Origin of the sequence: Actinoplanes sp. CA-252034, assembly GCF_050956125.1 — a bacterium.
In the GTDB taxonomy this organism is placed as follows: domain Bacteria; phylum Actinomycetota; class Actinomycetes; order Mycobacteriales; family Micromonosporaceae; genus Actinoplanes.
This window is the reverse complement of sequence record NZ_CP191846.1, coordinates 2,929,310-2,954,871: the sequence shown is the minus strand read 5'-3', so window position 1 is coordinate 2,954,871 and position 25,562 is coordinate 2,929,310. Positions and strand designations below refer to the sequence as shown.

General features: G+C 71.7%; 23 protein-coding genes and 1 riboswitch. Of the genes, 11 read left to right on the top strand and 12 right to left on the bottom strand.

Going from position 1 to position 25,562, the window contains the following annotated elements; genetic code table 11:
* Nucleotides 1-65: 65 nt before the first annotated feature.
* On the bottom strand, nucleotides 66-902 hold the full coding sequence (locus ACQPZW_RS13260; protein ID WP_433795156.1) for a hypothetical protein: 837 nt from the start codon (nucleotides 900-902) through the stop codon (nucleotides 66-68).
* A 615-nt stretch (nucleotides 903-1,517) separates the two neighbouring features.
* On the opposite strand from ACQPZW_RS13260, the gene ACQPZW_RS13255 reads away from it, so the two are divergent.
* From ACQPZW_RS13255 to ACQPZW_RS13245, 3 genes are all read left to right on the top strand, one after another.
* On the top strand, nucleotides 1,518-2,570 hold the full coding sequence (locus tag ACQPZW_RS13255) for a glutamate-cysteine ligase family protein (protein ID WP_433795155.1): 1,053 nt from the start codon (nucleotides 1,518-1,520) through the stop codon (nucleotides 2,568-2,570).
* Between the two features lie 1,107 nt (nucleotides 2,571-3,677).
* Nucleotides 3,678-4,070: an ArsR/SmtB family transcription factor gene (locus ACQPZW_RS13250; RefSeq protein WP_433795154.1), complete on the top strand. Its 393-nt coding sequence runs from the start codon at nucleotides 3,678-3,680 to the stop codon at nucleotides 4,068-4,070.
* Nucleotides 4,067-4,549, top strand: a complete 483-nt coding sequence (locus ACQPZW_RS13245) for an SRPBCC family protein (protein ID WP_433795153.1) — start codon at nucleotides 4,067-4,069, stop codon at nucleotides 4,547-4,549. The genes ACQPZW_RS13250 and ACQPZW_RS13245 overlap by 4 nt, the downstream gene beginning before the upstream one ends.
* Nucleotides 4,550-4,867: 318 nt before the next feature.
* On the opposite strand, the gene ACQPZW_RS13240 is transcribed toward ACQPZW_RS13245, so the two are convergent.
* From ACQPZW_RS13240 to ACQPZW_RS13225, 4 genes are all read right to left on the bottom strand, one after another.
* On the bottom strand, nucleotides 4,868-6,127 hold the full coding sequence (locus ACQPZW_RS13240; protein ID WP_433795152.1) for a glycosyltransferase: 1,260 nt from the start codon (nucleotides 6,125-6,127) through the stop codon (nucleotides 4,868-4,870).
* Nucleotides 6,124-8,295 carry a glycoside hydrolase domain-containing protein gene (locus ACQPZW_RS13235; RefSeq protein WP_433797524.1) on the bottom strand — a complete coding sequence of 724 codons (2,172 nt, stop codon included), beginning with the start codon at nucleotides 8,293-8,295 and terminating at the stop codon, nucleotides 6,124-6,126. The genes ACQPZW_RS13240 and ACQPZW_RS13235 overlap by 4 nt, the downstream gene beginning before the upstream one ends.
* Before the next feature lie 72 nt (nucleotides 8,296-8,367).
* Complete coding sequence (locus ACQPZW_RS13230) at nucleotides 8,368-10,659, bottom strand: putative bifunctional diguanylate cyclase/phosphodiesterase (RefSeq protein ID WP_433795151.1); 2,292 nt, start codon at nucleotides 10,657-10,659, stop codon at nucleotides 8,368-8,370.
* Nucleotides 10,660-10,712: 53 nt separating this feature from the next.
* Nucleotides 10,713-11,930: an aminotransferase class V-fold PLP-dependent enzyme gene (locus ACQPZW_RS13225; protein WP_433795150.1), complete on the bottom strand. Its 1,218-nt coding sequence runs from the start codon at nucleotides 11,928-11,930 to the stop codon at nucleotides 10,713-10,715.
* A gap of 16 nt (nucleotides 11,931-11,946) precedes the next feature.
* A riboswitch (SAM riboswitch) is annotated at nucleotides 11,947-12,062 on the bottom strand.
* 73 nt (nucleotides 12,063-12,135) lie between these two features.
* On the opposite strand from ACQPZW_RS13225, the gene ACQPZW_RS13220 reads away from it, so the two are divergent.
* Nucleotides 12,136-12,921 carry a DUF1684 domain-containing protein gene (locus ACQPZW_RS13220; protein ID WP_433795149.1) on the top strand — a complete coding sequence of 262 codons (786 nt, stop codon included), beginning with the start codon at nucleotides 12,136-12,138 and terminating at the stop codon, nucleotides 12,919-12,921.
* Nucleotides 12,922-12,930: 9 nt separating this feature from the next.
* Entirely contained in the window at nucleotides 12,931-14,001 is a 1,071-nt protein-coding gene (locus tag ACQPZW_RS13215; RefSeq protein ID WP_433795148.1) for a M20 family metallopeptidase, read from the top strand.
* On the opposite strand, the gene ACQPZW_RS13210 is transcribed toward ACQPZW_RS13215, so the two are convergent.
* Nucleotides 13,998-14,561 carry an HD domain-containing protein gene (locus ACQPZW_RS13210; RefSeq protein WP_433795147.1) on the bottom strand — a complete coding sequence of 188 codons (564 nt, stop codon included), beginning with the start codon at nucleotides 14,559-14,561 and terminating at the stop codon, nucleotides 13,998-14,000. The genes ACQPZW_RS13215 and ACQPZW_RS13210 overlap by 4 nt on opposite strands.
* A 65-nt stretch (nucleotides 14,562-14,626) precedes the next feature.
* Entirely contained in the window at nucleotides 14,627-14,947 is a 321-nt protein-coding gene (locus ACQPZW_RS13205; protein WP_433795146.1) for a hypothetical protein, read from the bottom strand.
* A gap of 206 nt (nucleotides 14,948-15,153) precedes the next feature.
* Between ACQPZW_RS13205 and ACQPZW_RS13200 the strand changes: the two genes are divergently transcribed.
* Nucleotides 15,154-16,752, top strand: a complete 1,599-nt coding sequence (locus ACQPZW_RS13200) for a glycoside hydrolase domain-containing protein (RefSeq protein ID WP_433795145.1) — start codon at nucleotides 15,154-15,156, stop codon at nucleotides 16,750-16,752.
* Here the strand turns inward: ACQPZW_RS13200 and ACQPZW_RS13195 are convergent.
* From ACQPZW_RS13195 to ACQPZW_RS13185, 3 genes are read right to left on the bottom strand one after another with little or no spacing between them, the layout of a single operon-like run.
* The gene (locus ACQPZW_RS13195) at nucleotides 16,738-18,369 is read right to left on the bottom strand and encodes a sensor histidine kinase (protein WP_433795144.1); all 1,632 of its coding nucleotides are present in this window, start codon (nucleotides 18,367-18,369) and stop codon (nucleotides 16,738-16,740) included. The genes ACQPZW_RS13200 and ACQPZW_RS13195 overlap by 15 nt on opposite strands.
* Nucleotides 18,370-18,388: 19 nt before the next feature.
* Nucleotides 18,389-18,901: a sensor histidine kinase gene (locus ACQPZW_RS13190; protein WP_433795143.1), complete on the bottom strand. Its 513-nt coding sequence runs from the start codon at nucleotides 18,899-18,901 to the stop codon at nucleotides 18,389-18,391.
* Nucleotides 18,889-20,025, bottom strand: a complete 1,137-nt coding sequence (locus tag ACQPZW_RS13185) for a GAF domain-containing protein (RefSeq protein ID WP_433795142.1) — start codon at nucleotides 20,023-20,025, stop codon at nucleotides 18,889-18,891. Before ACQPZW_RS13185 ends, ACQPZW_RS13190 begins: the two co-directional genes overlap by 13 nt.
* 481 nt (nucleotides 20,026-20,506) lie before the next feature.
* On the opposite strand from ACQPZW_RS13185, the gene ACQPZW_RS13180 reads away from it, so the two are divergent.
* On the top strand, nucleotides 20,507-20,698 hold the full coding sequence (locus ACQPZW_RS13180; protein ID WP_433795141.1) for a hypothetical protein: 192 nt from the start codon (nucleotides 20,507-20,509) through the stop codon (nucleotides 20,696-20,698).
* A gap of 4 nt (nucleotides 20,699-20,702) precedes the next feature.
* Here ACQPZW_RS13180 and ACQPZW_RS13175 read toward each other — a convergent pair whose 3' ends face one another.
* Nucleotides 20,703-21,041: an L-rhamnose mutarotase gene (locus ACQPZW_RS13175; RefSeq protein WP_433795140.1), complete on the bottom strand. Its 339-nt coding sequence runs from the start codon at nucleotides 21,039-21,041 to the stop codon at nucleotides 20,703-20,705.
* 86 nt (nucleotides 21,042-21,127) lie between these two features.
* Between ACQPZW_RS13175 and ACQPZW_RS13170 the strand changes: the two genes are divergently transcribed.
* From ACQPZW_RS13170 to ACQPZW_RS13155, 4 genes are all read left to right on the top strand, one after another.
* Nucleotides 21,128-21,985: an alpha/beta hydrolase family protein gene (locus tag ACQPZW_RS13170; RefSeq protein WP_433795139.1), complete on the top strand. Its 858-nt coding sequence runs from the start codon at nucleotides 21,128-21,130 to the stop codon at nucleotides 21,983-21,985.
* Nucleotides 21,982-22,398: a MarR family winged helix-turn-helix transcriptional regulator gene (locus tag ACQPZW_RS13165; protein ID WP_433795138.1), complete on the top strand. Its 417-nt coding sequence runs from the start codon at nucleotides 21,982-21,984 to the stop codon at nucleotides 22,396-22,398. Before ACQPZW_RS13170 ends, ACQPZW_RS13165 begins: the two co-directional genes overlap by 4 nt.
* A gap of 67 nt (nucleotides 22,399-22,465) precedes the next feature.
* Nucleotides 22,466-23,818: an NAD(P)/FAD-dependent oxidoreductase gene (locus ACQPZW_RS13160; protein ID WP_433795137.1), complete on the top strand. Its 1,353-nt coding sequence runs from the start codon at nucleotides 22,466-22,468 to the stop codon at nucleotides 23,816-23,818.
* 38 nt (nucleotides 23,819-23,856) lie between these two features.
* Nucleotides 23,857-24,507 carry a thymidine kinase gene (locus ACQPZW_RS13155; RefSeq protein WP_433795136.1) on the top strand — a complete coding sequence of 217 codons (651 nt, stop codon included), beginning with the start codon at nucleotides 23,857-23,859 and terminating at the stop codon, nucleotides 24,505-24,507.
* On the opposite strand, the gene ACQPZW_RS13150 is transcribed toward ACQPZW_RS13155, so the two are convergent.
* On the bottom strand, nucleotides 24,504-25,454 hold the full coding sequence (locus ACQPZW_RS13150; RefSeq protein ID WP_433795135.1) for a lamin tail domain-containing protein: 951 nt from the start codon (nucleotides 25,452-25,454) through the stop codon (nucleotides 24,504-24,506). The genes ACQPZW_RS13155 and ACQPZW_RS13150 overlap by 4 nt on opposite strands.
* Nucleotides 25,455-25,562 lie beyond the last annotated feature (108 nt).

Below are 25,562 nucleotides of genomic sequence, written 5' to 3'. Positions count from 1 at the left end.
GTCCGGTGCAGTCGTCGCCCAGGTCGGGACGGGCACCGCCGGCCTGGTGACCGCCGAGATCACCGTCAGCGCCCGCCGCTCCGGGGACGGGCCAGCGGAGCCAGAGCGGCGAGCAGGATGATCGCCGCCGGAAGCAGGAGGTCAGCATCGATGATCATCGCGGCGATGCCCGCACCGAACAACAGCGGGCTCCAGGCGGGGGCGCTCCTCGCCGCGACCAGCAGGCCGAGCAGGGTGAGCATGCCCAGCGCGAACAGCAGCGGACCGGCGATGCGCAGCGGCTCGGGCAGCGGCGACGCGGCACCGAACTCGGGCGCGAGAAGCCCGGCGGCGCCCCAGAGGACGCAGGCGGTACCGGCGACGGTCATCGCGGCGGCCAGCGCCGCCAGCCAGTGGGCGCCGGACGGAACCAGCGGCCGCACCGCCACGGCGAGCACCCCGAACAACACCATCGCCGCGAACAGGGCCAGGTGCGCGAGATCCCAGGCAAGACCTCGGGGGTACGGGCCACCGAGCCCGTCGATCAGACGCAAGAGGCCGTACGCCAGCAGGAGGATCGGCGCGTCCACGGCGGCGTGCCGCACCGTGACCGCCAGCGCGCCCCCGGAGACCACGGCGCCCCCGGCCGGGTACGACATCGCGACACCATCGATCCGGCGCGCCGCGGTCGCCTCGCCGGTCGGATGCGCCGCGGTTCCCCCCTCGGTCCGATACGCCGCGGTTTCCCCGTCGTTCGGATGCGCCGCGGTTCCCCCGTCGGTCCCATGCGCCGCGGTCGCCCCGCCGGGCCGATGCGCCGCCGCGACGCCGCCGGGCCGATGCGCCGCGGTGACGCCGCCTCGAGGCGTGATGGGTTCGAGCAGTGCCGCGCTGTCCGATGCTCTGACCTGACTCGATGGCATGGCCTGACCGTACGGCCGCACGGCAAATCCGTGATTCCGGCGCTTCCCCGGATTCCACCCCCAGAACCACTCCGCACAACCCCTAAGGCATCCTAGGAACCCATCCTGAATCGGCATGGGCGGGTGGTGCGACAAGTCGCGGATTGAGATGAGGCCTGGAGGCCGAGGCAGGAGGCCAGACCGAAAGCCCGGCCAGACCGAAAGCCCAGCCAGACCAGAAGCCGGGCAAGCAGGCCGGGCCGGGCAAGCAGGCCGGGCCGGGCAAGCAGGCCGGGTGGGTCGGGCAGGTCGGGTCGAGTCGGGTCTGGCAGGTCGGGTCGGGCAAGCAGGTCGGGTCGGGTCGGGCAGGTCGGGTCGGCCAAGCAGGTCGGGTCGGGTCGGGTCGGGTCGGGCCAGGAAGCCTGAAGGAACGGGCGGGCGACCGCGCCGATCCGGGATCGCGAGCCGTCGCTTACGACAGTTGTGCGGGCGCGATTCGAGCGACCGCCACCCTGCTGCGGACACTGACACCGGGAGACCTTTCAGGGCAGCCTCGTTCCGCGTTTCGGGTTCTCCTATTAGCCAGATAGGAATGCTATGCTCGGCGCTTCCCGGTGAGAAGGAGTGAGGCGGGCCGTGGGCACCCTTGACGAGCAGGCAGCCGAGGAGTTCATCGCGACGCGGGCGTTCTCGCCTGGCCTGCCCGGATTCGTCGGGATCGCGGTCGATCTGCTGGTCGATCCGGCGTGGGCGCCGGCCGGGCGGCGGGCCCTGCGGCACGGGTTCCTGGACGCCCGGTCGCCGCGGGTCCTCGTGGTCAGCGGGCCGCCGTCGCCGGGGATCGAGGTGGCGCTGCGCCGGATGGGCGACGATCTGGCCGCGTCGAGCCGGATCGTCGATCAGCATCGGCTGACCGTTCTGTCGCAGGCCACCGGCACGGCACACCCGGAGGGGCCGGCGCATGCGCTCGGCACGGCGACCGCGGGCATCCGGGTCGGTCTGGAGGCCGGGCTCGACGGAGGCGGACCGCTCGGGCTGCCCCGCCGGTGGGATCTGGCGCACACGCTGGCCCCGGTTCTGGCGGCCGCGTTCGCGAACTCGCCGTTGCGGCACGGACGACCGGCCGGATGGCGCAGCGTACGTCAGGCACTCCGCCGTGACCTGCCGGTTCTTCCGGCGCGCGGGGAGCCGCGGGAGGCTTGGGCGGCGTACGTCATGGACACTCCCGGTGGCGCGGGGACCACGCCGCGGCAGGCGCTGCGGTCCGGGGGCCGGCTGACCACCGCCGACCTGGACCGGCACGTGGCCGCATTGCGCCCGCCGGTGGCCGCTCGCGGCCATCTCGAGATCGACGCCGCCGACCGGCAGCCGGGCAGCGGGTGGCGTGTCCCGGCCGCGGTGACCGCGGTGCTGCTGGACGATCCGCGCGCCGCCGAGGAGGCCGCTGCGGCGACCGCCCACCTGGCCGGCGAGCCCGCGCTGTGGAAGCGGGCGGCACGCGACGCGCTCACCGACCCGGTGCTGGCCGCGGCCGCACGCGACTGCTTCCTGGCCGCTTACGCTGCCCTTTCCCGCCAGGGCGTCTCCCGCGAGTTGCGTGACGCGGTCGCGGACTTCACCGAGAGGTACGTTTACCGCAGCCGCTGCCCCGCCGACGACATCCTGGACGGGGTAGCCGCCCAGGCGTGACCGCACCGGCTGCCACTCCTCGTCGTCCCGCGCCCTGATGACGAGGAGTGACGGCCCGCGGTGCCACCCGTCGTCGCGCATCCCAATGACGAGGAGTGACGGCCCGCGGTGCCACTCGTCGTCATCGCGCATCCTGATGACGAGAAGTGACGGCCCCCGCCGCCACTCGTCGTCATCGCGCATCCTGAAGACGAGAAGTGACGGCCCACGTTGCCGCTCCTCGTCATCGCGCATCCTGATGGCGCCGGTCGGCGGTCATCGTCTCGTCGGCCGGAGGAGTCGTCAGCGGGCCGCGACGGCTTCCCGCCGGGCCGCGAATGGATGCGCCGTGGCAGCCGTTTCGCCGGGGTGGGGCGGCATCCCGGCCGCCGAAGCACCCGACAATGGGACAGGGGCGGCAACAGACGAGCCGGCAGCCTCCACCGGCGACACGGAGGGCAGTGCCGCGGGCTCACGACCCGCCAACGCGGCAGACACCCCAACCGGCGAAGCCCCCGCCAACCCACCAGACACCCCGACGGGCGAACCCGCCGCCAACCCAGCAGACACCCCAACCGGCGAACCCCCCGCCAACCCAGCAGACACCCCGACCGGCGGCGGTGGGACGAGTGCGGGAACCGGTGAGGGCGCCGATGGAGCGACCGGGGTGACGGCACGCGCCGCCTCGGAGGCGAAGTGGCTGGCGACCTCGATGGCGCTGACCACGGTGGCGTGGCGCTCGCCCGGATGGACGCGACGGGCCGCGCCCAGGTTGGCGCGGAGCTGGAGCATCCGGGCGATGCAGTCGTCGAGCAGCGTCAGCATCTCGTCGTGCACGTGGACATCCCTCCCGTTGCGGGTGGGCCGCCGGGCGACGCCTGTCCGGACTGCGTGCCCCGCGACGCGGCGAGTGAGATCGATCGTAGGTTCCGAGGTGACACCGAGAGGCACACTTCGGTAACCATCTGTCGAGAGTACGTTTACGGATCGTTTTCCGGACCATCCCTCTTAGGTTTTGGGACAGGACTCCCAAACCGGCCTTGAACAGCACTTTCAACCGCTTGGTTGACAGCATCCGTCATCACCGTCTAGGTTAGCTTTCAACCGGAGAGTTGAAATGAGGGGCTGATGTCGGCGGACACGATGGAACGGGTCTTCGGCGCTCTCGCCGACCCGACGCGGCTCGACATGGTGGCCCGGCTGGCCGGCGGCGACGCCACGGTCAACCAGCTGGCCGAGCCGTACCGGATGTCACTGCAGGCGGTCTACAAGCATCTGCGGGTGCTGGAGGACGCCGGCCTGGTGAGCCGTCCGGCCGGCCCGCAGCCCCGCGTGGTGCGTCTGGAGACGGAGGCGTTCGACCGGATGGAAGCGTGGATCGAGCGATATCGCCGACGGGCCGAGGAGCGTTACTCGAGGCTCGACGCCGTGCTGGCGGCGATGACCGAGAACACCGGAAGCGCAGTGATGAACGAGGAAACCGAGAGCACCGTGAAGACCGAGGGAGAGGACCAGCCATGACCACGATCACCGAGGCCACCATCGAGGCCGACCCGAGACTGCCGATCATCCGGATCACCCGCGACTTCGCGGCGACTCCGGAGCAGCTGTTCCGGGCGCACACCGATCCGGAGATCTTCGCGCTCTGGTGCGGGCCGGAGTCACTCACCAACAAGGTCGACTACTGGGACGCCCGCACCGGTGGCCGGTGGCGCTACGTCGCGAGCCGTAACGGCGAGGAGTTCGCGTTCCACGGCTCGTTCCACCACGTCGGGCCGGACCGGATCGTGCAGACCTTCACCTGGGAGGGCCAGCCCGACGGGGTCTCCCTGGAGACCCTGTGGTTCGAGGATCTCGGCGACGGCCGGACCCGGCTGCACGCTCAGTCGCTGGTGGACAGCTTCGAGGGCCGGGACGCCTGGCTCAGGAGCGGCATGGAGGTCGGCGTCAACGAGGGGTATGCCAAGCTGGAGCGGCTGGCCGCCGAGGGCCGCGTCTGAGCGGCGTCCTCCGCCTCGTGCCGGGCGAGCACGGCCCGGACGTCGAGGAGCTGATCGGCCCTCTCACGGGCGAAGCGGTCCCGGTCCCAGCCGGGCACACCGCGCAGAGTGGCGAGCTCGGCGTCGACGTCGGCGACGGTCATCCGCAGCGGGTTGGGGGCAGGGTCGACACGCTCGTTGAACCAGGCACTGATCCACTTGAACATGCTCATCCCCCGATACGACACCTCCACAGCGGAGGAGACCATATCGGAGATCGTCGTCACAGTGAACAGCGGGGACGGGGCGCATTCGATCGACGGATGCGCCCCGTACCGATTAAAGGGGTTTTGCCGCGAAGAGCTGGTCGAAGACGGCGGCCCGATCGAAGGTCATGGCATGCTCGCGCGCCCGGATCTCCAGGTCTCGCCGTTCTTCGGCGGACATGTCCAGAACGACCCGGTCCACCGCGTCGGCCAGGCCCGCGATGTCACCGGCGTCGACGATGACGGCCGCGTCGCCGACCGCTTCGAGGACACCACCGGTCGTGGTGGTGATGATCGGCCCGCCTCCGGCGAGGCCCTTCTCGGCCAGGGCGATGCCGAAGGTCTCGACGAAGTCCGGCTCCGGTTTGGTGGGCAGGGCGTACGCCGCACAGCCGGCCATCAGCAGCGGTTTCTCGTCGTCGTCCACGTCGCTGAGGAAGATGATCCGCTCGTCCTCCTTGGCCATCGCCCGCACGTGCTCGAGCGCCGGCCCGGTCCCGGCGACGACCAGCTTCACGTCGTCCCGGCAGCGCATCTGGCCGTACGCGATGACCAGGTCGTAAATGCCTTTGGCGCGGGCCACCCGGGACAGGAAGAGGACGTAGCGATCGCGTTTGAGGCCGCGCCGTTCGAGCGCCGCGTCGACGGCCGCCGGGTCGAGGTCGACGAAGGCCGACGAGTCGATCGGCGGATAGCTGACGGTGACGCGGTCCCGGCACTGCTGGGCGAACGTGGTGCCGCAGTGCGCGTCGACCTCCTCGGCGGAGGAGATGATCTCGTCGCGGGTGTACTCCGACACCGCCACCACCTCGTCGCTGGCGAGGAACGTGGTGAGCAGGACGGTGGCCGCGCCGAAGCGGCCCTCGCGCAGACACGAGCGGATGACGTTGGTGACGTCGGAGCCGACCGCCTTGGCGATGGTGCGCACGTCGGGGGCGAACCCGGCGGCCCGCGCCGCGATGACCGCGTCGTTGATCACCTGGGTGTGGGGCACCAGGTACATCGACAGGCACACGGTGGGCACCGGCTCGGAGAGCAGCTCGACCAGGCGGCCGGTGAGCCCGGCCAGGTGGCGGCCGTCCGGCACCCGATAGTCGCCGACCGCCTCGGGGCGCTCGACGGTGATGCCGGGGCTGTACGGCAGGAGCCGGTCGAGGGGCTTGAGGGGAAGTCCGGCCGCCTGCAGCGCGGGGATCGGCCAGGTGAGCAACCGCACGTCGTCGAAGCCCCGGGTGAGGGCCACCTCGGCGAGGTTGCGGGCCTCGCCGGAGTGCCCGCAGATGACCGGATCGGCGCGTACCGCGATGACGAGGCGGCGGGTCGGTCGGCTCATCGCTGTTCCTTAGGGTGGGAATCTGAGAGGGATGGCGGCCGGATCCCGTGCCCCCAGGTCGAGGGCTCGGGGCCGAGCCGCAGGTGCAGCCGTCCGCCCTGATGGACGTCGGCGGCGTTCAGGTGGGTGGCGTGCAGGGGCCTCCCGTTGAGGGTCGCGGACTGAACGTACTGGGGCGCCGGGTCGCGGTCGATGCCGTCGACGCCGATCGGTGAATCTCGATGTCCCGAGGTCTCGATGACGAACTCCCCGCCCTCGACCTCGAGGGCGGCGCGCTCGAAGGCCGGGGCGTTGACCAGGAACAGGTTCTGGCCGGCGACCGGGAACAGGCCCAGCGACGCCCACACGTACCAGGCGCTCAGGCCACCCGAGTCGTCGTTGCCCGGCAGGCCGCCGGGGCCGGTGCCGAACTGCCAGGTCAGGGCCGAGTTGACGATCTCGGCGGTACGGTCCGGGCGCCCCGAGTAGTGGTACGCCCAGGGCACCTCCATGTCGGGCTCGTTGTTGAGGCCCTCGAACCGGTTCAAGGCGTAGCCACTGGCCATCTCGGCCGGGTCGGGGCAGCGGCCGGGCTGCTTGACCGGGGCCGCGCCGTAGCCGAAGAACCGGTCCAGCATAAAGCTGAACGCGGCGTCGCCACCGGCCAGCGCGATCCGCCCGGCCATGTCGTGCATCAGGCGGAACGAGTAGTTCCACTTGCCACCCTCGTAGAACTCCGAGTCACGCAGCAGGCCGGTCTTCGGGTCGAACGCGTTCACCCAGTCGCGGCTGCGCCGTTCCAGGTCGGCGGCGAGACGGTGGTCGTTGAGGGCGCGGGCCACCTTGGCGGTGCAGTGGTGGGCGTACGACAGGTCGAGGGTGTGCGTGATCGGGTGCACCACGCCGTGCTCCCAGAAGTCCTCGCCGTAGAGCCGCCGCAGATCGTCGACCATGTGCACGAGCGCCCACGTCCAGTCGATACCGGGCCGTTTCAGCGCCTGCATGTCGGCCAGCGCCGTGTGGGCGAGCGCGCTGGCCTGCCGGAAGAAACGGTCGGCGCCGCGTGCCATCCGGTAGCCGATCGGGAAGTTGCCCTCCTCCTCGCAGACCCGGATCAGCGACTCCAGCATGTCGGTGTAGCGGTCCGGCGCGATCGCCGACAGCAGCGGCATCTGGGTCTTGTAGATGTCCCACATGGTGCAGATGTCGAACGCGTACGGGCCGGGGTCGGGCCAGTTGGGGCTCTCGTCGTCGGCGATGCACGGCTTGATCAGCGAGTGGTAGAGCGCGGTGCCCATCACGGTGCGCCGGGCCTGGGTGCCGCCGTCGACGCGAACCCGGCCGAGGTGGTCGCGCCAGCGGGCCCGGGTGGTCTCGCGCACCGTCTCGAACGCGGGCGCACCGGTGCCGCACTCGCGTTCCAGGTTCTGCCGGGCCTGGTCGCAGCCGCGCAGCGAGAAGCCCATCCGGACCTCGATGGTCTGCCCGGCCCGGGACGGTCCCATGAAGAGCATCCCGAACGGGCGCAGCGTGGTGTGCCGGATGCTGTCGAAGTCGAGCCGGGTGCCACCCGGGATGAGCCGCCGGTCGTACCAGAGCATCTGCCGCCAGCCGGGGCTGTCCACCTCGATGTGGACGGAGAGCGGGATGCCCTCCATGACCACGGTGCCCTGGGCGCGGCCGTGGCCCATGCTCTCGGCCTGCGCGCGCAACGGCACGGTCCGCCCGAGGTCTATGGCCAGCCCGCCGCAGGACAGGTCGATGACGACCCGGGAGCTGTGATGGTCGGGGAACGTGTAGCGGTGGACCGCGACCTTCTCCCCCACCGTGATCTCGCAGCGCACCCCGGTGTCCAGGTTGGCCGCGTAGTACCCGGCCTCGGCCCGCTCGTCCTCCAGCGGCCACGACTGGCCGAGGTCGTCGAGCGGCTGGACCATCGGGGTGACCCGCACGTAGTTGTAGTACTTGCGGATGGCCCCGGTACCGGACTGCTGGAAGTGCGTGAACCCGGAGGCCTCGTGCCGGTCGAACATCTCCTCCGGCACGCCCTCGGTGTTCTTGGCGTACCGGCCGTAACCGGTCGGGTACGCCCCCGAGTACGCGCAGGCCGAGACCATGCCGAGGGGGGAGGTGGCCCCGGGGTGGGTGTTGCCCACCTGCGGTTTCGGCCACCACCAGGTGGCGGCCAGACCGTGTGCCCGGGGCAGGTCGGTGGCCGCTGTGCCGATGAAGGGATCAACGTTGTCAAGGATGGCCGGACTCTAACCGGCCAGCGCTGTCCCCATGGTTTCGCGCAGGTGAACTCCCTCGAAGGTGGCCCTTTCGTGGGCCTGGTGCAGCATGACGTCGAACTCGGCGGCGGGCAGCGGCTTGCTGAAGAAGTAGCCCTGCACGGCCGGGCATCCGGCGGCGCGCAGCGCCTCCCAGTCGGCGAGCTCCTCGACTCCCTCGGCGATGCTGGACATGCCCAGCGACTGGGCCAGCCACAGCACGGCCTGGATGATCGACGCCTTGCGCTGGTCCTCGGCGAGGCCGGCCACGAACGAGCGGTCCAGCTTGACGATGTCCGCGGGCAGCGACTTGAGCCAGGTCAGCGAGCTGTAGCCGGTGCCGAAGTCGTCCAGCGCGATGCGTACACCCAGCTGCTTGAGCGAGGCGAGGCGCTCGCTGACGTCGACCGTGGAGGAGAGCAGAGCGGTCTCGGTGATCTCCAGGACGATCCGGGACGGGTCGAAGCCGGGCATCCCGGCCAGCACACCGGCGACCATCGGCACGAAGTCGGGCTCGGCCAGCTGACGGGGGCTGACGTTGACCGAGACGTAGCCGAGCCGATCCCGCCAGTGCAGCAGGTGCTGGACGGCCGAACGCAGCACGTGCTCGCCCAGCGGCACGATCAGGCCGGTCTCCTCGGCCGCGCCGATGAAGTGGAACGGGCTGAGGATCTCGCCGTCCGGGGTCCGCATCCGGACCAGCGCCTCGGCGCCGGAGATCCGGCCGGTGACGGTGGAGACCACCGGCTGGAACCAGAGCGGCAGGGTGAGCCGCGGGTCGGCGGCCAGCGCCCGGCGGACCCGGGCCTCGGCCGCTATCTTCTCCTGTACGGGCACACGCAGCTCGTCGGTGAAGACTTGCAGACGGTTGCCGCCGGCACGCTTGGCCGCGTACATCGCGGTGTCGGCGGCCAGCACCACGTCGTCGGTGGAGACTCCCCCGGACGCCGTGGTGACGCCGATGCTGCAGGCGACGGGCAGCTCGTGGCCGCCGACCACGAGCGGCTCGGTCAGCGCCGCGAGGATGCGGTCGGCGACCGCCACGCCGGAGCCGGCCGGCCCGGTCAGCGCCACGATGAACTCGTCGCCACCGAGCCGGGCGAGCAGGGCGCCGGCCGGGATCACGTGGTTCAGCCGGACCGCGAGGGCGCGCAGCACGTCGTCGCCGGTGGTGTGCCCGGCGCCGTCGTTGATCGACTTGAAGCGGTCCACGTCCAGGTAGATGACGCTGACCGGCTCGGTGGAGACCTCGAGCATCTCGGTCAGGTCCTGCTCGAACGCCTTGCGGGACAGCAGGCCGGTCAGCGAGTCGTGCCGCACCTGGTAGCGCAGCTCGGCCTCGTGGTCGCGGACGGCGGTGACGTCGTTGCAGTGCACGAAGATCAGCCGGAGGCCGCCGTCGCGGTCGTAGAGGCCGGTGGCGTGGGTCTGCACCCAGATCAGCGCACCGGTGTCGGTGCGCTGGTACTGCCGGGTCATCGTGATCGGCTCTCGGGTCTCGGTGAGCAGCTGGGCGTATCGCGGCTCGTCCGGCATCATCGGGCGCAGCGGCAGGTTACGGACCGTGAAGTCGTCGGGCAGTTCGGCGGGCAGGGCCAGCCAGCTCCGGTAGGCGGCGTTGGTGCGCAGCAGACGGCCGTCGGTGGCGAACATGGCCATCGGCACCGGCGTCTCGTCGAAGGCCACGCTGAGCTGGGCCTGACTCTCGCTCAGGTGCTCCTCGGCGCGCTGCTCCTCGATCTCGTTGAACCGCCATGCGACCAGCTGGAACGAGGCGGCACAGAGCACCGCGGCGCCGTGCAGCAGCGCCCAGACCAGCGGGTGCTGCTGCGCCGAGTGGTGGCCGAAGGTGTGGTCCGCCTCGATCACGCCGAAACCGGCGTGATGCAGGGTGGTGCCGACCAGGAAGCCACCGAACGGCGCCCAGTCCCGGTAGAGGGCGAGCGCCGGGATCAGGATGAAGAACGTGAAGTGCGCCTCGGTGAGCCCGTCGCAGACGATCACGAAGCCACCGCAGGCGGCCACGTAACCGAGCGCCACGGCGAGCGACCGCACCCGCCGGTTCTTCAGCAGGGTCGCGATCATCAGGCCGGTCAGCACCAGCCCGTCGGTGACCAGCAGCTCCTCCGCGCCGGCGCCCCTGAGCACACCGAACACGGTGAAGAACACCATGCACAGGGCAAGCAGCACCGTCAGCAGCCGGTGCCGGCCCGCCCAGTCCTCGTCGTTGAGCCTCCCGCCGGCCGGAAGCCGGTCGCGGAGCCTCGCCATCCACGTCGCCACGAACGGAGCATCGGCCGGATGGGGGTCCGGTCACAGGACCCGCCGGTTGTAGCTCAGGTGCGAACCGTCCCGACCACCGCGGCCAGCGCCGCGACCGCCCGGTCGACGTCCTCGCCGGTGCTGCCCAGGCCGAAGCTGATCCGCAGCAGGCCGGGCACGCCGTCGCCGCACGCACCGGTCCGGTACGACCCGGTCAGGCGGCGGACCAGTGGGTGGGCGCAGAACTGGCCGGCCCGTACGCCGATGCCGTGCTCGCGGCTCAGCCTCCGGGCCACCGCGGCCGGATCGTGGCCGGGCAGCGCCAGCGACACGATGCCGACCCGCGGGTGGTCCGGGCCGAACAGGCTCACCTCGATCGCCCCGGGCACGCCGGCCAGCCCGGCCCGCAGCCGGGCCAGGAGCCGCTGCTCGTGCTCGTGCAGCGTCGCCCGGCCGGCCGCGGTGAGCGCCTCGCAGACCGCGGCCAGCGACACCGCGCCGAGCAGGTTCGGGGTGCCGCCCTCGTGCCGGGCGGGCCCGGTCGCCCAGGCCAGGTCACCGGGACGGTCACCGACCGCGGCGCTCGCGCCCCCACCGGCGAGGTACGGCTCAGCCGCGTCCAGCCAGTCGGAGCGGCCCACCAGCACCCCGGCACCGAACGGCGCGTACAGCTTGTGGCCGGAGAAGGCGAGGTAGTCGGCGCCCAGGTCGTCGAGGTCGACGGGCACGTGCGGGGCGAGCTGGGCGGCGTCGACGACGACCCGGGCGCCGTACGAGTGCGCCACGTCGGCGAGCTCACGCACCGGCCACACCTCGCCGGTCACGTTGCTCGCCCCGGTGACGGTGAACACCACCGGCCCGGTCAGCCCGTCGAGCGCCGATTTGAGCGCCGTGACCGCCTCGTCCGGCGAGGCGGGGGCGGGCAGGCGAAGCGGGTTCGGCCAGGGCAGCAGGTTGGCGTGGTGCTCGCCGTCGAACTGCACGGTGGTGGCGCCCGCGGGCAGGGCCCGGGCCAGCAGGTTGAGGGCGTCGGTGGTGTTGCGGGTGAAGATCACCGTGTCGCCGGGGCGGGCGCCGGTGAACTCGGCCACCACGTCGCGGGCCAGCTCGTAGGCGAGGGTGGACGCCTGCGAGCGCACTCCGGTGCCACGGTGCACGCTGCCGTACCGCGGAAGCAGGTCCTGCACCGCGTCGGCGGCCGCCCGCACGCAGGGGGCCGACGCCGCGTAGTCGAGGTGCACGAAATCGAGCTCATCGTCGGCACCGATGACGTCGAGTGGGGAAGATGGCATGACCGCGCCTCCACGGGTTCGCCGTTTGCCGCTGTCGGTCGACAGACGGCCCGGTCCTCACCCGGGGCACCCCGTCGCGAACGGAAGGGTTGCCGGCCAGCAAGCCGGGGCTACGCGCTGGCACTCATGACCTGCAGCCGAAATTAGCAGATGTCACGTCCACCGTCCATTTCCCACGCGACGAGTAGGGAATAGAGTCGTGTGCATGACGACCTCGTTCCAGCAGCAGTGGGACCAATGGCACACCGGGCACGAGAAGCGGCGCGCCGATCCGCACGGCTTCCTCGCGATCACCGGCCTGCACTGGCTCACCGAGACGCCGCAGAGCTTCGACGACGCCCCCGGCGCGTGGAGCACCGGGCCGTCCGGGGTCACCGTCGCCCTGGCCGAGGGTGAGTCCCTGACCACCGCCACCGGCACGATCACCGGCACGCACACGTTCGAGCCGATCGAGGAACGCGGCGACGTGATCGTGGAGCACGGCGACGTGCACATCGAGATCGCCCGGCGCGGTGGTCACGACGTGGTGCGGCCGCGGAGCCCGAGGAGCCCGCTGCTCACCGCCTACACCGGCACGCCCGCCTACCCGGCCGACGAGAAGTGGGTCGTGACCGGGCGGTTCGTGCGGTTCGACGAGCCACAGCCGACCACGGTGGGCTCGGTGGCCGAGGGCATCGAGCACGTCTACGAGTCGCCGGGCCGGGTCGAGTTCGAGGTGGGCGGCGAGCAGCTGTCGCTCATCGCGTTCAACGGGACCGCTCCCGGGTCGCTGTCCGTGCTGTTCACCGACGCGACCTCGGGGCTGACCACCTACGCGGCCAACCGGAGCCTGGCCGTCGCCGCGCCCGCCGAGGACGGCACGGTCACGCTCGACTTCAACCGGGCGACGAACCTGCCGTGCGCGTACGTCGACTTCGCGACCTGCCCGCTGCCCCCGGCCGGCAACAGGCTGCCGGTCGCGATCGAGGCGGGCGAGAGGATCCCGGCGTAGGGTCCCTCCATGGAGGAGCTCGCGGACCTGATCGCGATCCGCTCGACCGCGGATCGCCCGGACGAGCTGCGGCGTGCGCTCGACCTGCTGCTCACGGTCGCCGGTCCCGGCTTCGGGGTCCGCCGGTTCGAGTCCCGTGGCAGGCCGAGCGCGCTGCTGACCGTCCCCGGGCGGGCCGGGCCACCGCGGGTGATCCTCAACGCGCACCTGGACGTGGTGCCCGGCGAGCCGCACCAGTTCGTCCCACGGCTCGACGGCGACCGTCTGTACGGCCGGGGCGCCCACGACATGAAGGCGGCCGCCCTGGTGATGACCCGGGTGTTCCGCGATCTGGCCGCCACGCTGTCCTACGGCCTGGCGTTGCAGCTGGTCACCGATGAGGAGGTGGGCGGCTTCGACGGCACCGGGCACCAGGTCGCCCAGGGCGTCCGGGCCGATTTCGTGATCATCGGCGAGCAGAGCGGGCTACGGGTGGTCACCGAGTCGAAGGGGATCATCCGGGCCCGGCTCTCCGCGTCCGGCCGGACCGCGCACGCCGCCTACCCGTGGCTCGGGTCGAACGCGCTGACCGCCGTCACCGAGGGCGTGCGCCGGCTGCTGGACCGCTATCCGGTCCCGGCCGCCGAGGCGTGGGTGACGACCGTCAACGTGGCCCGCGTCGACACGCCCAACCAGGCCGCCAACGTGGTCCCGGCCCGGGCGGAGGCGCTGCTGGACATCCGGTTCCCGCCCTCCGACACCGACCTGGCCGGGCGCACACCGGACGAGGTGGCCGCGTTCCTCGGGTCGGTCACCGGGCTGACGGCGACGGTCGAGGCGCTGGGCGCTCCGCACTTCGCCGATCCGGGCGGCGCCGACGTGCTCCGTCTGCAGGCGGCGGCGCGTGACGTCGGGTTCGACGGGTCGCTGCTGCGAAAGCACGGGGCGGCGGACGGGCGCTTCTACTCGGCGGAGGGCGTGCCCGCGGTCATCTTCGGGCCGGGTGGCGACGGGCAGCACGGGCCGGAGGAGTATGTCGACCTGCGCACGCTCACGCCGTACCGCCGAGCGCTCGAATCGTTCTTGAAAGGTCTCTCCTAGAAGGCCGGGACGGCCAGAAGGTGCTCGACACGGGCGGCGACGGCCCGCAGGTGGGGGCGGCGGTCGGCGCCGACCTTCGCGTTCCACGAGCAGGGGCCCTGCCGGTGCAGCATCTCGGCGTAGCGCGTCTCGGTGTCGACCCGCGCGCCGGCCGGGCCGACCGTCTGATCGGCGTAGGTGAGGGCGTCGGCCATCAGGCTGCGCTCGTCGGGGAAGGCCGCCATCTGCTCGCCGAAGCCGCGGGCCGCGCCCACGAAACGGGCGCCGGAGTGGAAGGCGACCAGACCGGCGATCCGGGCCGGCCAGCCCTCGGCGCTCAGGTGCACGGCGCCGTCGAGGGGATGGAATCCGGTCAGCGCGATGGACGCCGCATAGCCGATGTCGTGCAGCCACGCGGCGGCCACCAGAACGTCCGGGTCGAGGCCGAGACGGTCGGCGAGCTCCGCCGCGCGCTCGGCCACCCCGGCCGTGTGCCGCCACCGGTTGCCGCTGTCACCGATCAGGGACTCGGCGACGGACCGGGCCAGAAAGGCGCGGGTGGGAGCGAGAACAGCGGTCATCGCAGGATGCTACGTCCGCGCAGGTTAACGGCGGATGGACGAACGATGACCGCTGTCGGAAACCGTCAACCCGCGCGCAACCTCGGGGCCGGCACCCCCGCCGCGGCCAACTGCGCAGCGAGCGCGGCGCTGGGATTGTCGACGAAGACGGCCACCTGGTGGTCGTCGCCGAGACCGCACGCGGCGGCCACCGATCCGAGATTGATCGGGTCGAGCTCGCGGACGTGCGTCAGATCGACGATCAGGCGCAACGGCCGCACGCGGCGCACCGTGTGCACCAGGAGCTGCCGCAGCTCCACCGCCTCGTCCGGGCCGACCGAGCCGTGCGGCTGGATCACCACACTGCCGTCGGCGCTCGTGCTGACCTCGAGAACCGAGCCGTGCATCGCACTCGCCCTTCGTTAACCCTGCGTTCAGGCGTGTGCCCACGATAGGCGCGGCCTCGTGTTCACCCGGCACAACGCGGCATGGACATCGGGTGAACTGTGGGGTTCACGGGGCCGCTGACCAGAATCAGCCGAACAGGCAATTTGCGAATCCCGATGCGTCTGTTTCCCTCTATGGGCCCTCCGTATCGATGAAGCGAGCTCCCATGTTGCGAAAAGTCACCGCCGGCATCGTCAGATACCGGAGGCGGCTACTCGCCGCAGTGGTCGTGACACTCTCCGTCGCCCCGTTGGCGCTGATCAACGGCAACGCCACGGCTGCCGCCGCGCTCGCGCCGCAGCCGGGCAACTTCACCGGGTACGGATTCGACGCCTGCACCGCTCCGTCCAGCGACGCGATGGCCGCGTGGCTCGCGTCCTCGCCGTACCGGGCGGCCGGCATCTACTTCGGCGGCAACAACCGCGGCTGCACCCAGGCCAACCTGACCCCGGAGTGGGTACGCGAGCAGGTCACCCGCGGCTGGCGGCTGATCCCGCTCTACGTCGGCCCGCAGGCCAGCTGCACCACGGTCACCAGGAAGAACCTGATCGACGACACCCGGGCCGGCGCGCAGGGCCGGGCCGCCGCCGAGGACGCCGTCCGCCAGGCCACCGCGCTCGGACTGTCCCCGGAGAGCGTGCTGATCTACGACATGGAGTCGTACGACAGCAAGAACACCGTGTGCCGCGACGGTGTGCTCGCGTTCATGAACGCGTGGACCGCCCGCCTGCACGACTTCGGCTACTTCTCCGGCTACTACAGCAGCGCCGCCTCCGGGATCGCCGACCAGGTCGCGGTCTACGACAAGCCGGGGTACGTGCGGCCCGACTACGTCGACTTCGCCCGCTGGGACCAGGTCGTCACCGTCACCGACAAGGTGATCCCGGCGAGCTACTGGACACCGAAGCGGCGGATGAAGCAGTACCGCGGCGGCCACCAGGAGACCTGGGGCGGCGTCACCATCAACATCGACAACGACTACCTGGACTTCGCCCGGCTGCCCGCCGCGAAGCTGTCCGACTGGAACCGCAACGGCTGGTCGGACGTGATGGCGCGGACCACGTCGACCGGCAACCTGTTCGGATATCCGGGCAACGGCAGCTTCGTCTCCGAGGGCGACCGCAGGCACGTCGGCACCTACAAGTCGGCGAACGCGCTGCTGCGGATGGACCTCAACCGGGACGGGCTCACCGACCTGATCGTCCGCACCAAGGCCGGCGCGGTCTACTTCTACCCCGGCCTGAGCAGCGGGAAGTTCGGCACCCGCAAGCAGCTGTACAAGAACATGAGCCATCTGCGGGAGCTGACCGCGATCGGCGACTTCAACCGGGACGGCTACCCCGACCTGCTCGCGTCGCAGACCAGCAACGGCAACGTCTACCTCTACCCCGGGCAGAAGGGCGCCAAGTTCGGCAAGCGGGTGGCGCTGGCGTACGGCGACTGGAACAACCGCAGCGAGTTCGCCGGGGTCGGTGACTTCAACCGGGACGGCTTCCAGGACCTGCTGGTCAAGCTGAACAGCACCGGAGGGTTGTACCTCTACCCCGGCAAGAGCGGCGGTTTCAAGGCGGCCGTGAAGGTCGGCACCGCGAGCGGGCTGCGTGACCTGCTGGGCGTCGGCGACTTCGACCGCGACGGGTTCACCGACCTGGCCGCCGTCCAGGCGTCCACCGGCTACCTGATGCTCTACCCCGGCACCGGCAAGGGCTTCCGCGGCGGGCTGCGGATCAGCACCGGATACAAGGCCCGGTCACCCCTGTTCTGACCGGTCCCGCTCGGGCAGTGTGAACAGCACGGTGGTGCCGCCGCCGGGCGACTCGTCGACCCGGATGTCGCCGCCGTGCCGTTCCACGATCCGCCAGCAGGTGGAGAGCCCGATGCCGTGCCCGCCCGCGGCCCCGATGCCCAGCCGGGTGAACATCTCGAACACCCGGTGCCGCTGCTCGGGCGGGATGCCCAGCCCGTTGTCGGCGACCGCAACGGTCCAGCCGGCCGGGCCGTGCTCGGCCGTGACCGTCACCCGGCAGGCGCGGGACGGGTCGCGGTACTTGACGGCGTTGCCGATCAGGTTCTGCAGCAGCTGCCGGATCAGCACCGGGTCGCCGTCCACGCACGGCAGCGGGCCACCCGCCTCGACGGTCGCGCCGGCGGCCTCGGCGGCCGGGCGCAGGTCGACGCGGACCTGCTCGAACAGCTCGGCCAGGTCGGCGGTGACCCGGCGTACCGGCGCGCTGCCGGCCTGGGCGTACCCGAGCAGCGACCGGATCAGGTCACGCATCCGGGTGACCGCCCGCGACGCCGACTCGGCCCACTGCGCCGGCCGCCCGTCCACCTCGTCGCCGATCAGCTCCAGGTAGCCGCCGACCGAGGTCAGCGGCGCGACCAGGTCGTGACTGACCGCCCCCGCGAAATTGCTCAGGTCGGCGTTGGAGCGGCGCAGGTCGGCGTTGGCGGCGGCCAGCTCCCGGCGGGCCTCCTCGATCACCCGCTGCTGGGCACGGGCACTGGTCACGTCGTTCATCGCGACGACGGCGCCCTGCGCGACGCCGCCCGGCCCGATCAGCGACCGGCCGCTGACGCTGACCTGCAACGGCTCCCGGCCCGGCCGCTTGATGATCATCTCGACGTCCTTGACCGTGCCCTCCCGCAGGGCGCGCCGCAGCGGCGTCCGCTCCGGGGGCAGCGGGGTACGCCCGTCGGTCTCGAACAGCTCGTACCGCCCGACCGCGTCGTCCAGCCCGTGCCACTCGCGCGCCGCCCGGTTGAACAGGGTCACCTGCCCGTTCTGGTCGGCCGCCACCACCGCCACGTCGATGGTCTCCAGCAGCGTGTCGGTCCACCGCTGCCGCTCCTCGGCCAGCGCCGCCAGCTCGGCGTTGATCCGCGCCTGCCGCCGCCGCTCGAACAGTGCCAGGATGATCTGCGCCAGGTCCTTGAGCCGCTCGATCTGAACGTCGTCCAGCTCGCCGGGCTCGGTGTCGAAGACACACAACGACCCGAGCGCGTGCCCCTCCGGGGTGACCAGCGGAAACGACGCGTAGAACCGCACGTCGGACAGGACCCCGGTGACCCACGGGTTGTTCCGGTAGTCCGGGTCGAGCCGGGCGTCCGGCAGGTAGGTGAAGTGGCCGGACTCGAACCGGACGGCACACATCGAGTCGGCGCGGTCCGAGTCGGCCCCGTCGAAGCCGACCGTGGTGAGCTGGCACTGCCGGTTCTCGTCGATCAGGTTCAGCGTGGCGTGCGGCACCCGGGCCACGGTGGCGGCGACCCGTACCACGGCCTCCAGCTCGTCCCCGGCCGGCGCGTCCAGCAGACGGTACTCGTGCAGGGCGGCGAGCCGCAGGCGCTCGCGCTCCGACAACCGTTCAGCCAGATCCACCTCTGTCCGATCGGCACCCCTACCCGGGACCTGACTCTTTCCCCGGCAGCGTGACCGTCACCGTCGCGCCGCCGCCCGGCGTGTCCTCGATCGCGATCGTCCCACCGTGCCGCTCCACGATCCGCAGGCAGCTCGACAGGCCGATGCCGTGCCCCGCCGCCACGGCCCCGTCGACCCGGGCGAACATCCCGAAACCCTCCTCGCGGCGCTCCGGCGGGATGCCGAGGCCGTGGTCGACGATCCGCACCGCCGGGCCGTCGGCGACGATCTCGACGCGGGCCTGCCGGTCCGGGTCCCGGTACTTCACGGCGTTGCCGATCAGGTTCTGCAGCAACTGCCGCAGCAGCACCGGGTCGCCGATCACCACGGGCAGCGGCCCGGCCACGCGAACGCGTGCGCCGGCCGCCACGATCTGCGGGTCCAGGTCGTTCAGCACCTCCTCGACCACGGCATCGAGGGGTACGGTCAGAGCCCGCACCGGGGCACTGCCGGCCCTCGCGTAGCCGAGCAGCGCGTCGATCAGGTCCCGCATCCGGGCCACCGCCTGCGCCGCCGACGTGACCCAGCCGGCCACCCGCGGATGCCCGGCCGTCTCGTCCGGGTCGCCGAGCAGCTCCAGGTATCCCCCACCGCGGCCAGCGGCGCGACCAGGTCGTGACTGACCGCCCCGGCGAAGTTGGTCAGGTCGGCGTTGGAGCGGCGCAACTCGGCGTTGGCCGCGGCGAGCCGCTCGCGGGCCTCCTCGATGATCCGTCGCCGGGCGTGCTCCGCGGTCACGTCGTGCAACGCGACGACCGCGCCGTTCACCGTGCCGTCGGCCGACCGCAGCGGCGCCGCGTTCGCCACCACCGACCGCGGTTCCCGGCCCGGTGTCCGGATGACGAGCTCGCGCCCCTTGACCGGGAAGCCCTCGCGCATCACCACCACGAGCGGCACCTCGTCGTCGGGGACCGGGGTGCGACCGTCCGGCTCGTACAACCGGTAGCGGGCCGCCGACCCGGCCGCGCCCGCCGCCGGGTCGGCGTCCGGATGCAGGGCGTGGGCGGCCCGGTTGATCACGGTGACCCGGCCGCCCGGCTCGACCGCGATCACCGCCTCGTCGATGCTGTCCAGCATCGTGCGGGCCCACCGATCCCGGGCCTGGATGGTCTCCTTCAGGCCGGCCGCCAGGCGGGCGAGCCGGCGCCGCTCGAAGAACGCCACCACGATGCCGGCCAGGTCCCGTAACCGGCCGATCTGTTCCGGGCTGAGCCGCCGTGCCCGCCGGTCGAAGACGCACAGCGTGCCCATCACGTAGCCGTCCGCGCTGATCAGCGGCGCCGACGCGTAGAACACGATCCGGCCCAGCCGCCCGGTCACCCACGGGTTGTCCCGGTAATCCGGCTCCTCCCGGGCGTCCGGCAGGTGCACGAAAGCGCCGCGGTCCAGGCGCACCGCACACATCGAGTCCTTCCGGGCGCACTGCCGCCCGGTGAAGCCGACCGTGGTGAACTGGTACTGCTTCACGTCGTCGAGCAGGTTCAGCGTCGCGGTCGGCACCTCGGCGACCGTCGCGGCGACCCGGACCACGGCCTCGAGCTCGGCGGCGGGCGGGGTGTCGAGCAGGTGATACTCACGCAGGACCGCGACACGCTCACGCTCGCGTTCGCTCCCCACCTACCACCTATCGGCACCCGGACGCGACAATTGACCTGTTCCGCACCGCCCGTTGCCACGGCGGCCGCCCCACGCGGGTCAGAACCAGCGGCGCCGGTAGTGGCCGTGGTGGCGGTAGTGCCCGTGGTGCCGATAGTGGCCGTGGTGCCCGTACGCGCCGGGGTGCCCATACGCCCCGGGTGCCCGTAGGCGCCGGGGTGCCCGTGCGCGCCAGGATGCCCGTGGCCGTACAGCTTGCGGTTGACCTCGCGGAGCATGCCGTCGGCGATCGGGTTGTGCCGCTTGTAGGACATCCGCTGAAGCCTCGACGCGACCATCGAGAGCACGAACCTTTTGACGAACCCCACCGAGCGTCTCCTCCACTGCCCGGCCCGCGACCCCGCGAGCCGTCCGGATTCCAGGGTAGGCCGCCCGTTCCACCCCTGACCTGTGTGTTCGCTGTCCGTTTCCTGATTCGCGGGGCGGTCGGCACAATGCGTCGATGAGTGTGATCACCTACTTCCGGCAGACCGGGCCGGAGGCCGTCGCCGAGCTGCGGCGGCTGGCCGCCGAGCAGCCACTGAAGGCGCTGGAGTACGCGGACGGGCTGCCCGGCGTCCACACCGACAGGGCGTGGGCGGGGCTGCACGACGCGGCGGCCGCGGGCGAGCAGGTGGTGGCCTGGCGGGGGTGATCCGTCAGAGGCGGCCGAGCTGCTCCTCCAGGTGGAAGACCTGGTCGAGGACGAGCATGCCCTCGTCCGGGCGGGCCTCGCCCAGGGCCGGGAAGAACTCGGCCATGGCGGCCTGCCAGCGGGCGTTCACCTCGGTCCGGGCCATCGCCTCCTGCGCGGCGGCGAAGTCGTCGGTCTGCAGCGTGCCGACCAGCAGGCCGTCGGGGCGCAGGAAGAGCCGGTAGTCGCGCCAGCCGGTCGCGGCGAGCGCCTGGAGCATCTCCGGCCAGACGGCGGCGTGCGCCTTCCGGTAGGCGTCGAGCTTCGACGGGTCGACCTGCAGGGTGAAGCACACGTGGGTCATGACGGCCATCCTGCCGCCCCGGCCGTAACGTTTCAATCCATCGGCACGTCGCGGGAACGGGACCGCCCCGTGCTAATTTATGTCGCATGCGAAATACTTCGATCCAGGTGGGCGGGCTCGCCGGCACGCTGTTCGAGCCGGACACCGAGCCGGTCGCGGTGCTGGTGGTGCATTCGGCCACGGCGACACCGGCCGGGTTCTACACCGGGTTCGCGTCGTTCCTGGCCGAGCACGGGATCGCCGCGATCACCTACGACTACCGGGGCACCGGGCGGTCCGGGTCGCCGCGCGATCACCGGGACGTGGGCATGCGCGACTGGATCGAGCAGGACGTGCCGGCGGTGACCGCGTGGGCGGCGCAGCGGTTCCCGGGGCTGCCACAGCTCGCGGTGGGGCACAGCGTCGGCGGGCACGCGCTCGCCCTGGGGCGGGGTGGCCCCGGCCTGACGGCATTCGTCCTGGTCGCCTCCCACGTGGCGTCCATCGCCGCCATTCCCGACCGGGCCGAGCGCTTTCGCGTACGCCTCGTGTTGTCCCTGCTCGGACCGGCGCTCGCCGCCGTGCTCGGTTATGTCCCGGCCCGCCGCCTGGGTCTCGGTGAGGACATCTCGGTGGCCGCCGTGCGGCAGTGGGCCGCCTGGGGCGCGCTGCGCGGCTACCTGTTCGACGATCCGGCGATGCGGGCCGCCGAGCGGGCCGCCGCCGTCACCCAGCCGGTGCTGGCGATCGGGTCGAGCGACGACCCGTGGGCGACGCCGGCGCAGGTCGACGCGCTGGCCGCGCGGCTTCCGAACGCGGTGGTGGAGCGGCGCACCCACACCCCGGCCGATGCGGGGCTCCCCCGCATCGGCCACCATGGGCTCATGCGACGCACCGCCCGTGACACCCTCTGGCCCGAGCTGCTGACCTGGTTGCAGAAGCAGATCGCCGGCGCGTCCCGATGAGCGGCCACCGCCTCGTCTTCGAGATGATGATCGCCGAGCGCGCGGTCCGGCGATGGATCGACGCGCGCTCCGGCGACAGCGGTCTCGGCGCGGCCGGGGCGGGTGTGCTGTTCCATCTGGCCGGTAACGACAATGCTCTGGTCGGCGACGTCAGCGCGGCCCTGTGCGCGTCGCCGTCCGGGATCAGCGGCCTGGTCAGCCGCCTGGAGAAGGCCGGCTTCCTGGTCAAGGCGCCGGACGCGGCGGACGCCCGGGCGGTGCGGCTGCGTCTCACCCCGGCCGGCCGGGAGGCGGTGGCGGCGGCCAAGGGTGTCGTGAAGGAGCTGAACGCCGAGATCTCCGACGGTTTCACCGACGCGGAGCTGGCCGTGGTGGCCCGTTGGCTGGGACATATCACACAGCGTCTGAGCTGACGGTACTTCCGTTCGGAGCCGGGGCATACCAAGGTGGGTGCCAGGTGCCCTGGAGCGAGGAGTACTGATGAGCCATCGAGTGGTAGTCGTGGGGGCGGGCTTCGGCGGCCTCTTCGCGATCAAGGCGCTGCGCCGTGCAGACGTCGAGATCACCCTGATCAACGGTACGGCGTACCACCTCTTCCAGCCGCTGCTCTACCAGGTCGCGACCGGCATCCTGTCGGAGGGCGAGGTGGCGCCGCCGATCCGTGAGGTGCTGCGCCGGCAGAAGAACGTGGACGTTCGCCTCGGCTGGGTGCAGGACGTCGACGTGGAGGCCAAGGTCGTGTCGGTGTCCGGGCCGGGCATCGACTACACGGTGCCGTACGACACGCTGATCGTCGCGGCCGGCGCCTCACAGTCCTATTTCGGCAACGACCAGTTCGCCGACCACGCGCCCGGCATGAAGAGCATCGACGACGCGCTGGAGCTGCGGGCCCGGATCTTCGGCGCGTTCGAGGTCGCCGACCTGCACACCGACCCGGAGACGATCGAGCGGTGGCTGACGTTCGTGGTCGTCGGCGCGGGCCCGACCGGCACCGAGATGGCCGGGCAGATCGCCGAGCTGGCGCACCGCAACCTGGTCGGGCAGTTCCGGCACATCGACTCCCGTAAGGCGCGGATCCTGCTGGTCGACGCGGTCGGCGCGGTGCTGAACACGTTCGGCGACCAGCTCTCGGCCAAGGCGGAGAAGCAGCTCGACAAGCTCGGCGTCGAGGTGCGTACCAACACGATGGTGGTCGGCGTCGACGCGAACAGCATCGAGGTCGAGTCGAACGGTGAGCGCGAGCGCATCCCGACGATGACGAAGGTGTGGGCGGCCGGTGTGGCGGCGCCGCCGCTGGCCGCGAAACTGGCCGCGGCGACCGGCGCGAAGACCGACCGGGCGGGCCGGATCCTGGTCGAGCCGGACACCAGCCTGCCGGGCCACCCGGAGATCTTCGCGCTCGGCGACATGATGAACCTGGCCGGTGCGGACGGCAAGCCGCTGCCCGGGGTGGCGCAGGTGGCCATCCAGAGCGGCCGGCACGCCGCCGACCAGATCAAACGCCGCCTGGCCGGTAAGGAGACGGGTCAGCCGTTCCGGTATTTCGACAAGGGCAGCCTGGCGACGATCTCCCGCTTCTCGGCGGTGGCGAGCATCGGGAAGGTGCATCTGGCCGGCTTCCCGGCCTGGGTCGTGTGGGTGGCGGTGCACCTGTTCTACCTGGTCGGCTTCAAGAACCGGTTGACCGCGGTGCTGCACTGGTTCGTCAGCTTCCTCGGCCGGGGCCGTTCGGAGCGGGTCGCCACCCAGCAGCAGGCGTTCGCCCGCCAGGCGATCCGGGCCTATGGCGACCCGTGGCGGCGGGCTTCCGAGGAGGCGGACCAGGTCGGGTAGCGTGTAGCGGCCCACGAAAGTCCTGAGGAAGGCTCACCTTGGTCCCGGTCACCGTCAGCACCCCCGTCGTGTCCCGCGCCAGGACCCTCGCCCCGGTCTTTCACGAGCTGACTCTCTTCCACGGCAGCATGGGCGCGGGCAAGTCGACGCTCGCACTGCAGAACGCGTACAACCGGCGGCAGGCGGGCCGGCCCGGGGTGCTGCTGACCAGCATGGACCGGGCCGGCGCCGGGGTGATGTCGTCGCGCCTCGGGGTGGAGGCGGACGCGATCGAGGTCACCGACGGCACCGAGCTGACCGCGCTGATCGCCGACGAGGTGCCGACCGGCGGTTTCGTGATCGTCGACGAGGCGCAGTTCCTCCGGCCGGATCAGGTGGAGCAGCTGGCCTGGGCGGTCGACGAGCTCTGCGTCGACGTGGACTGCTACGCGATCTCGACCGACTTCATGTCGCATCTGTTCCCGGGCGCGCAGCGGCTGCTGGAGCTGGCCGACAACATCGTGTCGCTGCAGGTCGAGGTGACCTGCTGGTGCGGGCGGCCGGGCCGGCAGAACGCGCGGATCGAGGACGGCCGGGTGGCCCGCTCCGGCGCGCAGGTGGCGGTCGGCGACACGTCGGACGCGGCCGAGGTCACGTACCGGGTGCTGTGCCGCCGCCACTGGCGCGACGGCGACGCCGGGCCCGCCTAGGCCTCCACCTGGGGGTAGATCATCCAGGCGCGCAGGTCGCCGTGGCCGTCGAAGAGGTAGCCGCCGTCGCCGACGGCGTGGTTGGCCGGGTCGACGTTGGTGAAGATCGGCTTGGTGAGACCCCAGTACTTGTGGGTCGCGGTGTTCTTCCCCTTGCCGATGTGGACGTAGACGTCGCCGCCGGCCGGGACCACGGTGCCGGCCGGGAACGTGTACCGGCGCAGCCCGGAGTCGCGCACCCACCAGCCCGCGATCGGCACGGCCGCCGCCGACGGGTTGTGGACCTTGAACCATTCGCCGTTGAGGTTCTGGTCGTCGAGGCCGTCGGCGTCCGCGTTGACGGTCAGGGTCAGGCCGCTGTTCTGGGCCGGGCCGGGCTTGCAGCTGTCGGTGTCGTAGAGCTCCCGGCCGGCGGCCGCCGCCTCCAGAGCGGCCCGGTGGTAGGCCTCGTCCATCGCCCATTCGCCGGGCCAGGCCTGCCAGAGCGTGTAGCCCTCGCGGACCATCTGCTCCCCGACGTCGCGCCACTGCCCGTCGATCTTGACGGCGACCGAGCGCAGCGGGCGGCCCTCGCTCTTGCTGGACGCCTTGAGCGAGGTGAGCCGCACCGTGTTGCCGCCGGCCGCGAGCAGCTCCTCGAGGCGGGTGTTGGCGGCGATCGCGTGGCAGTCGCCCCTACGCCGCTCCGGGTAGTGCGAGTAGGTCTTCATCTCCATCGCCTGGATGCCCAGGATGCGTACCGAGACCAGGTTCTTCGTGCCGTCCCCGGCGAGGTCGACGCGGATCGTGTCACCGTCGGGCGCCCAGTCGACCTTGCCGGTCCACACCTGGCAGCTGGGGCTGCCCGATTCCGCGCGGCAGGCGGTGGTCGCCGCCTGCGCGGGGGTCGCGAGACCGGTGGCGGTCAGCGTGGTGACGGCGGCGAGAGCGGCCAGGCGACGAGACATGCCGTTTCCATCGACAGCAGGGACGCGGGGTTGAGAAGACCTGATAGTTAGCTAGGCTAAGCACTATCGCTCGTGAGGAGTACCGCTTGACCGCCGCCCCACGCCGGG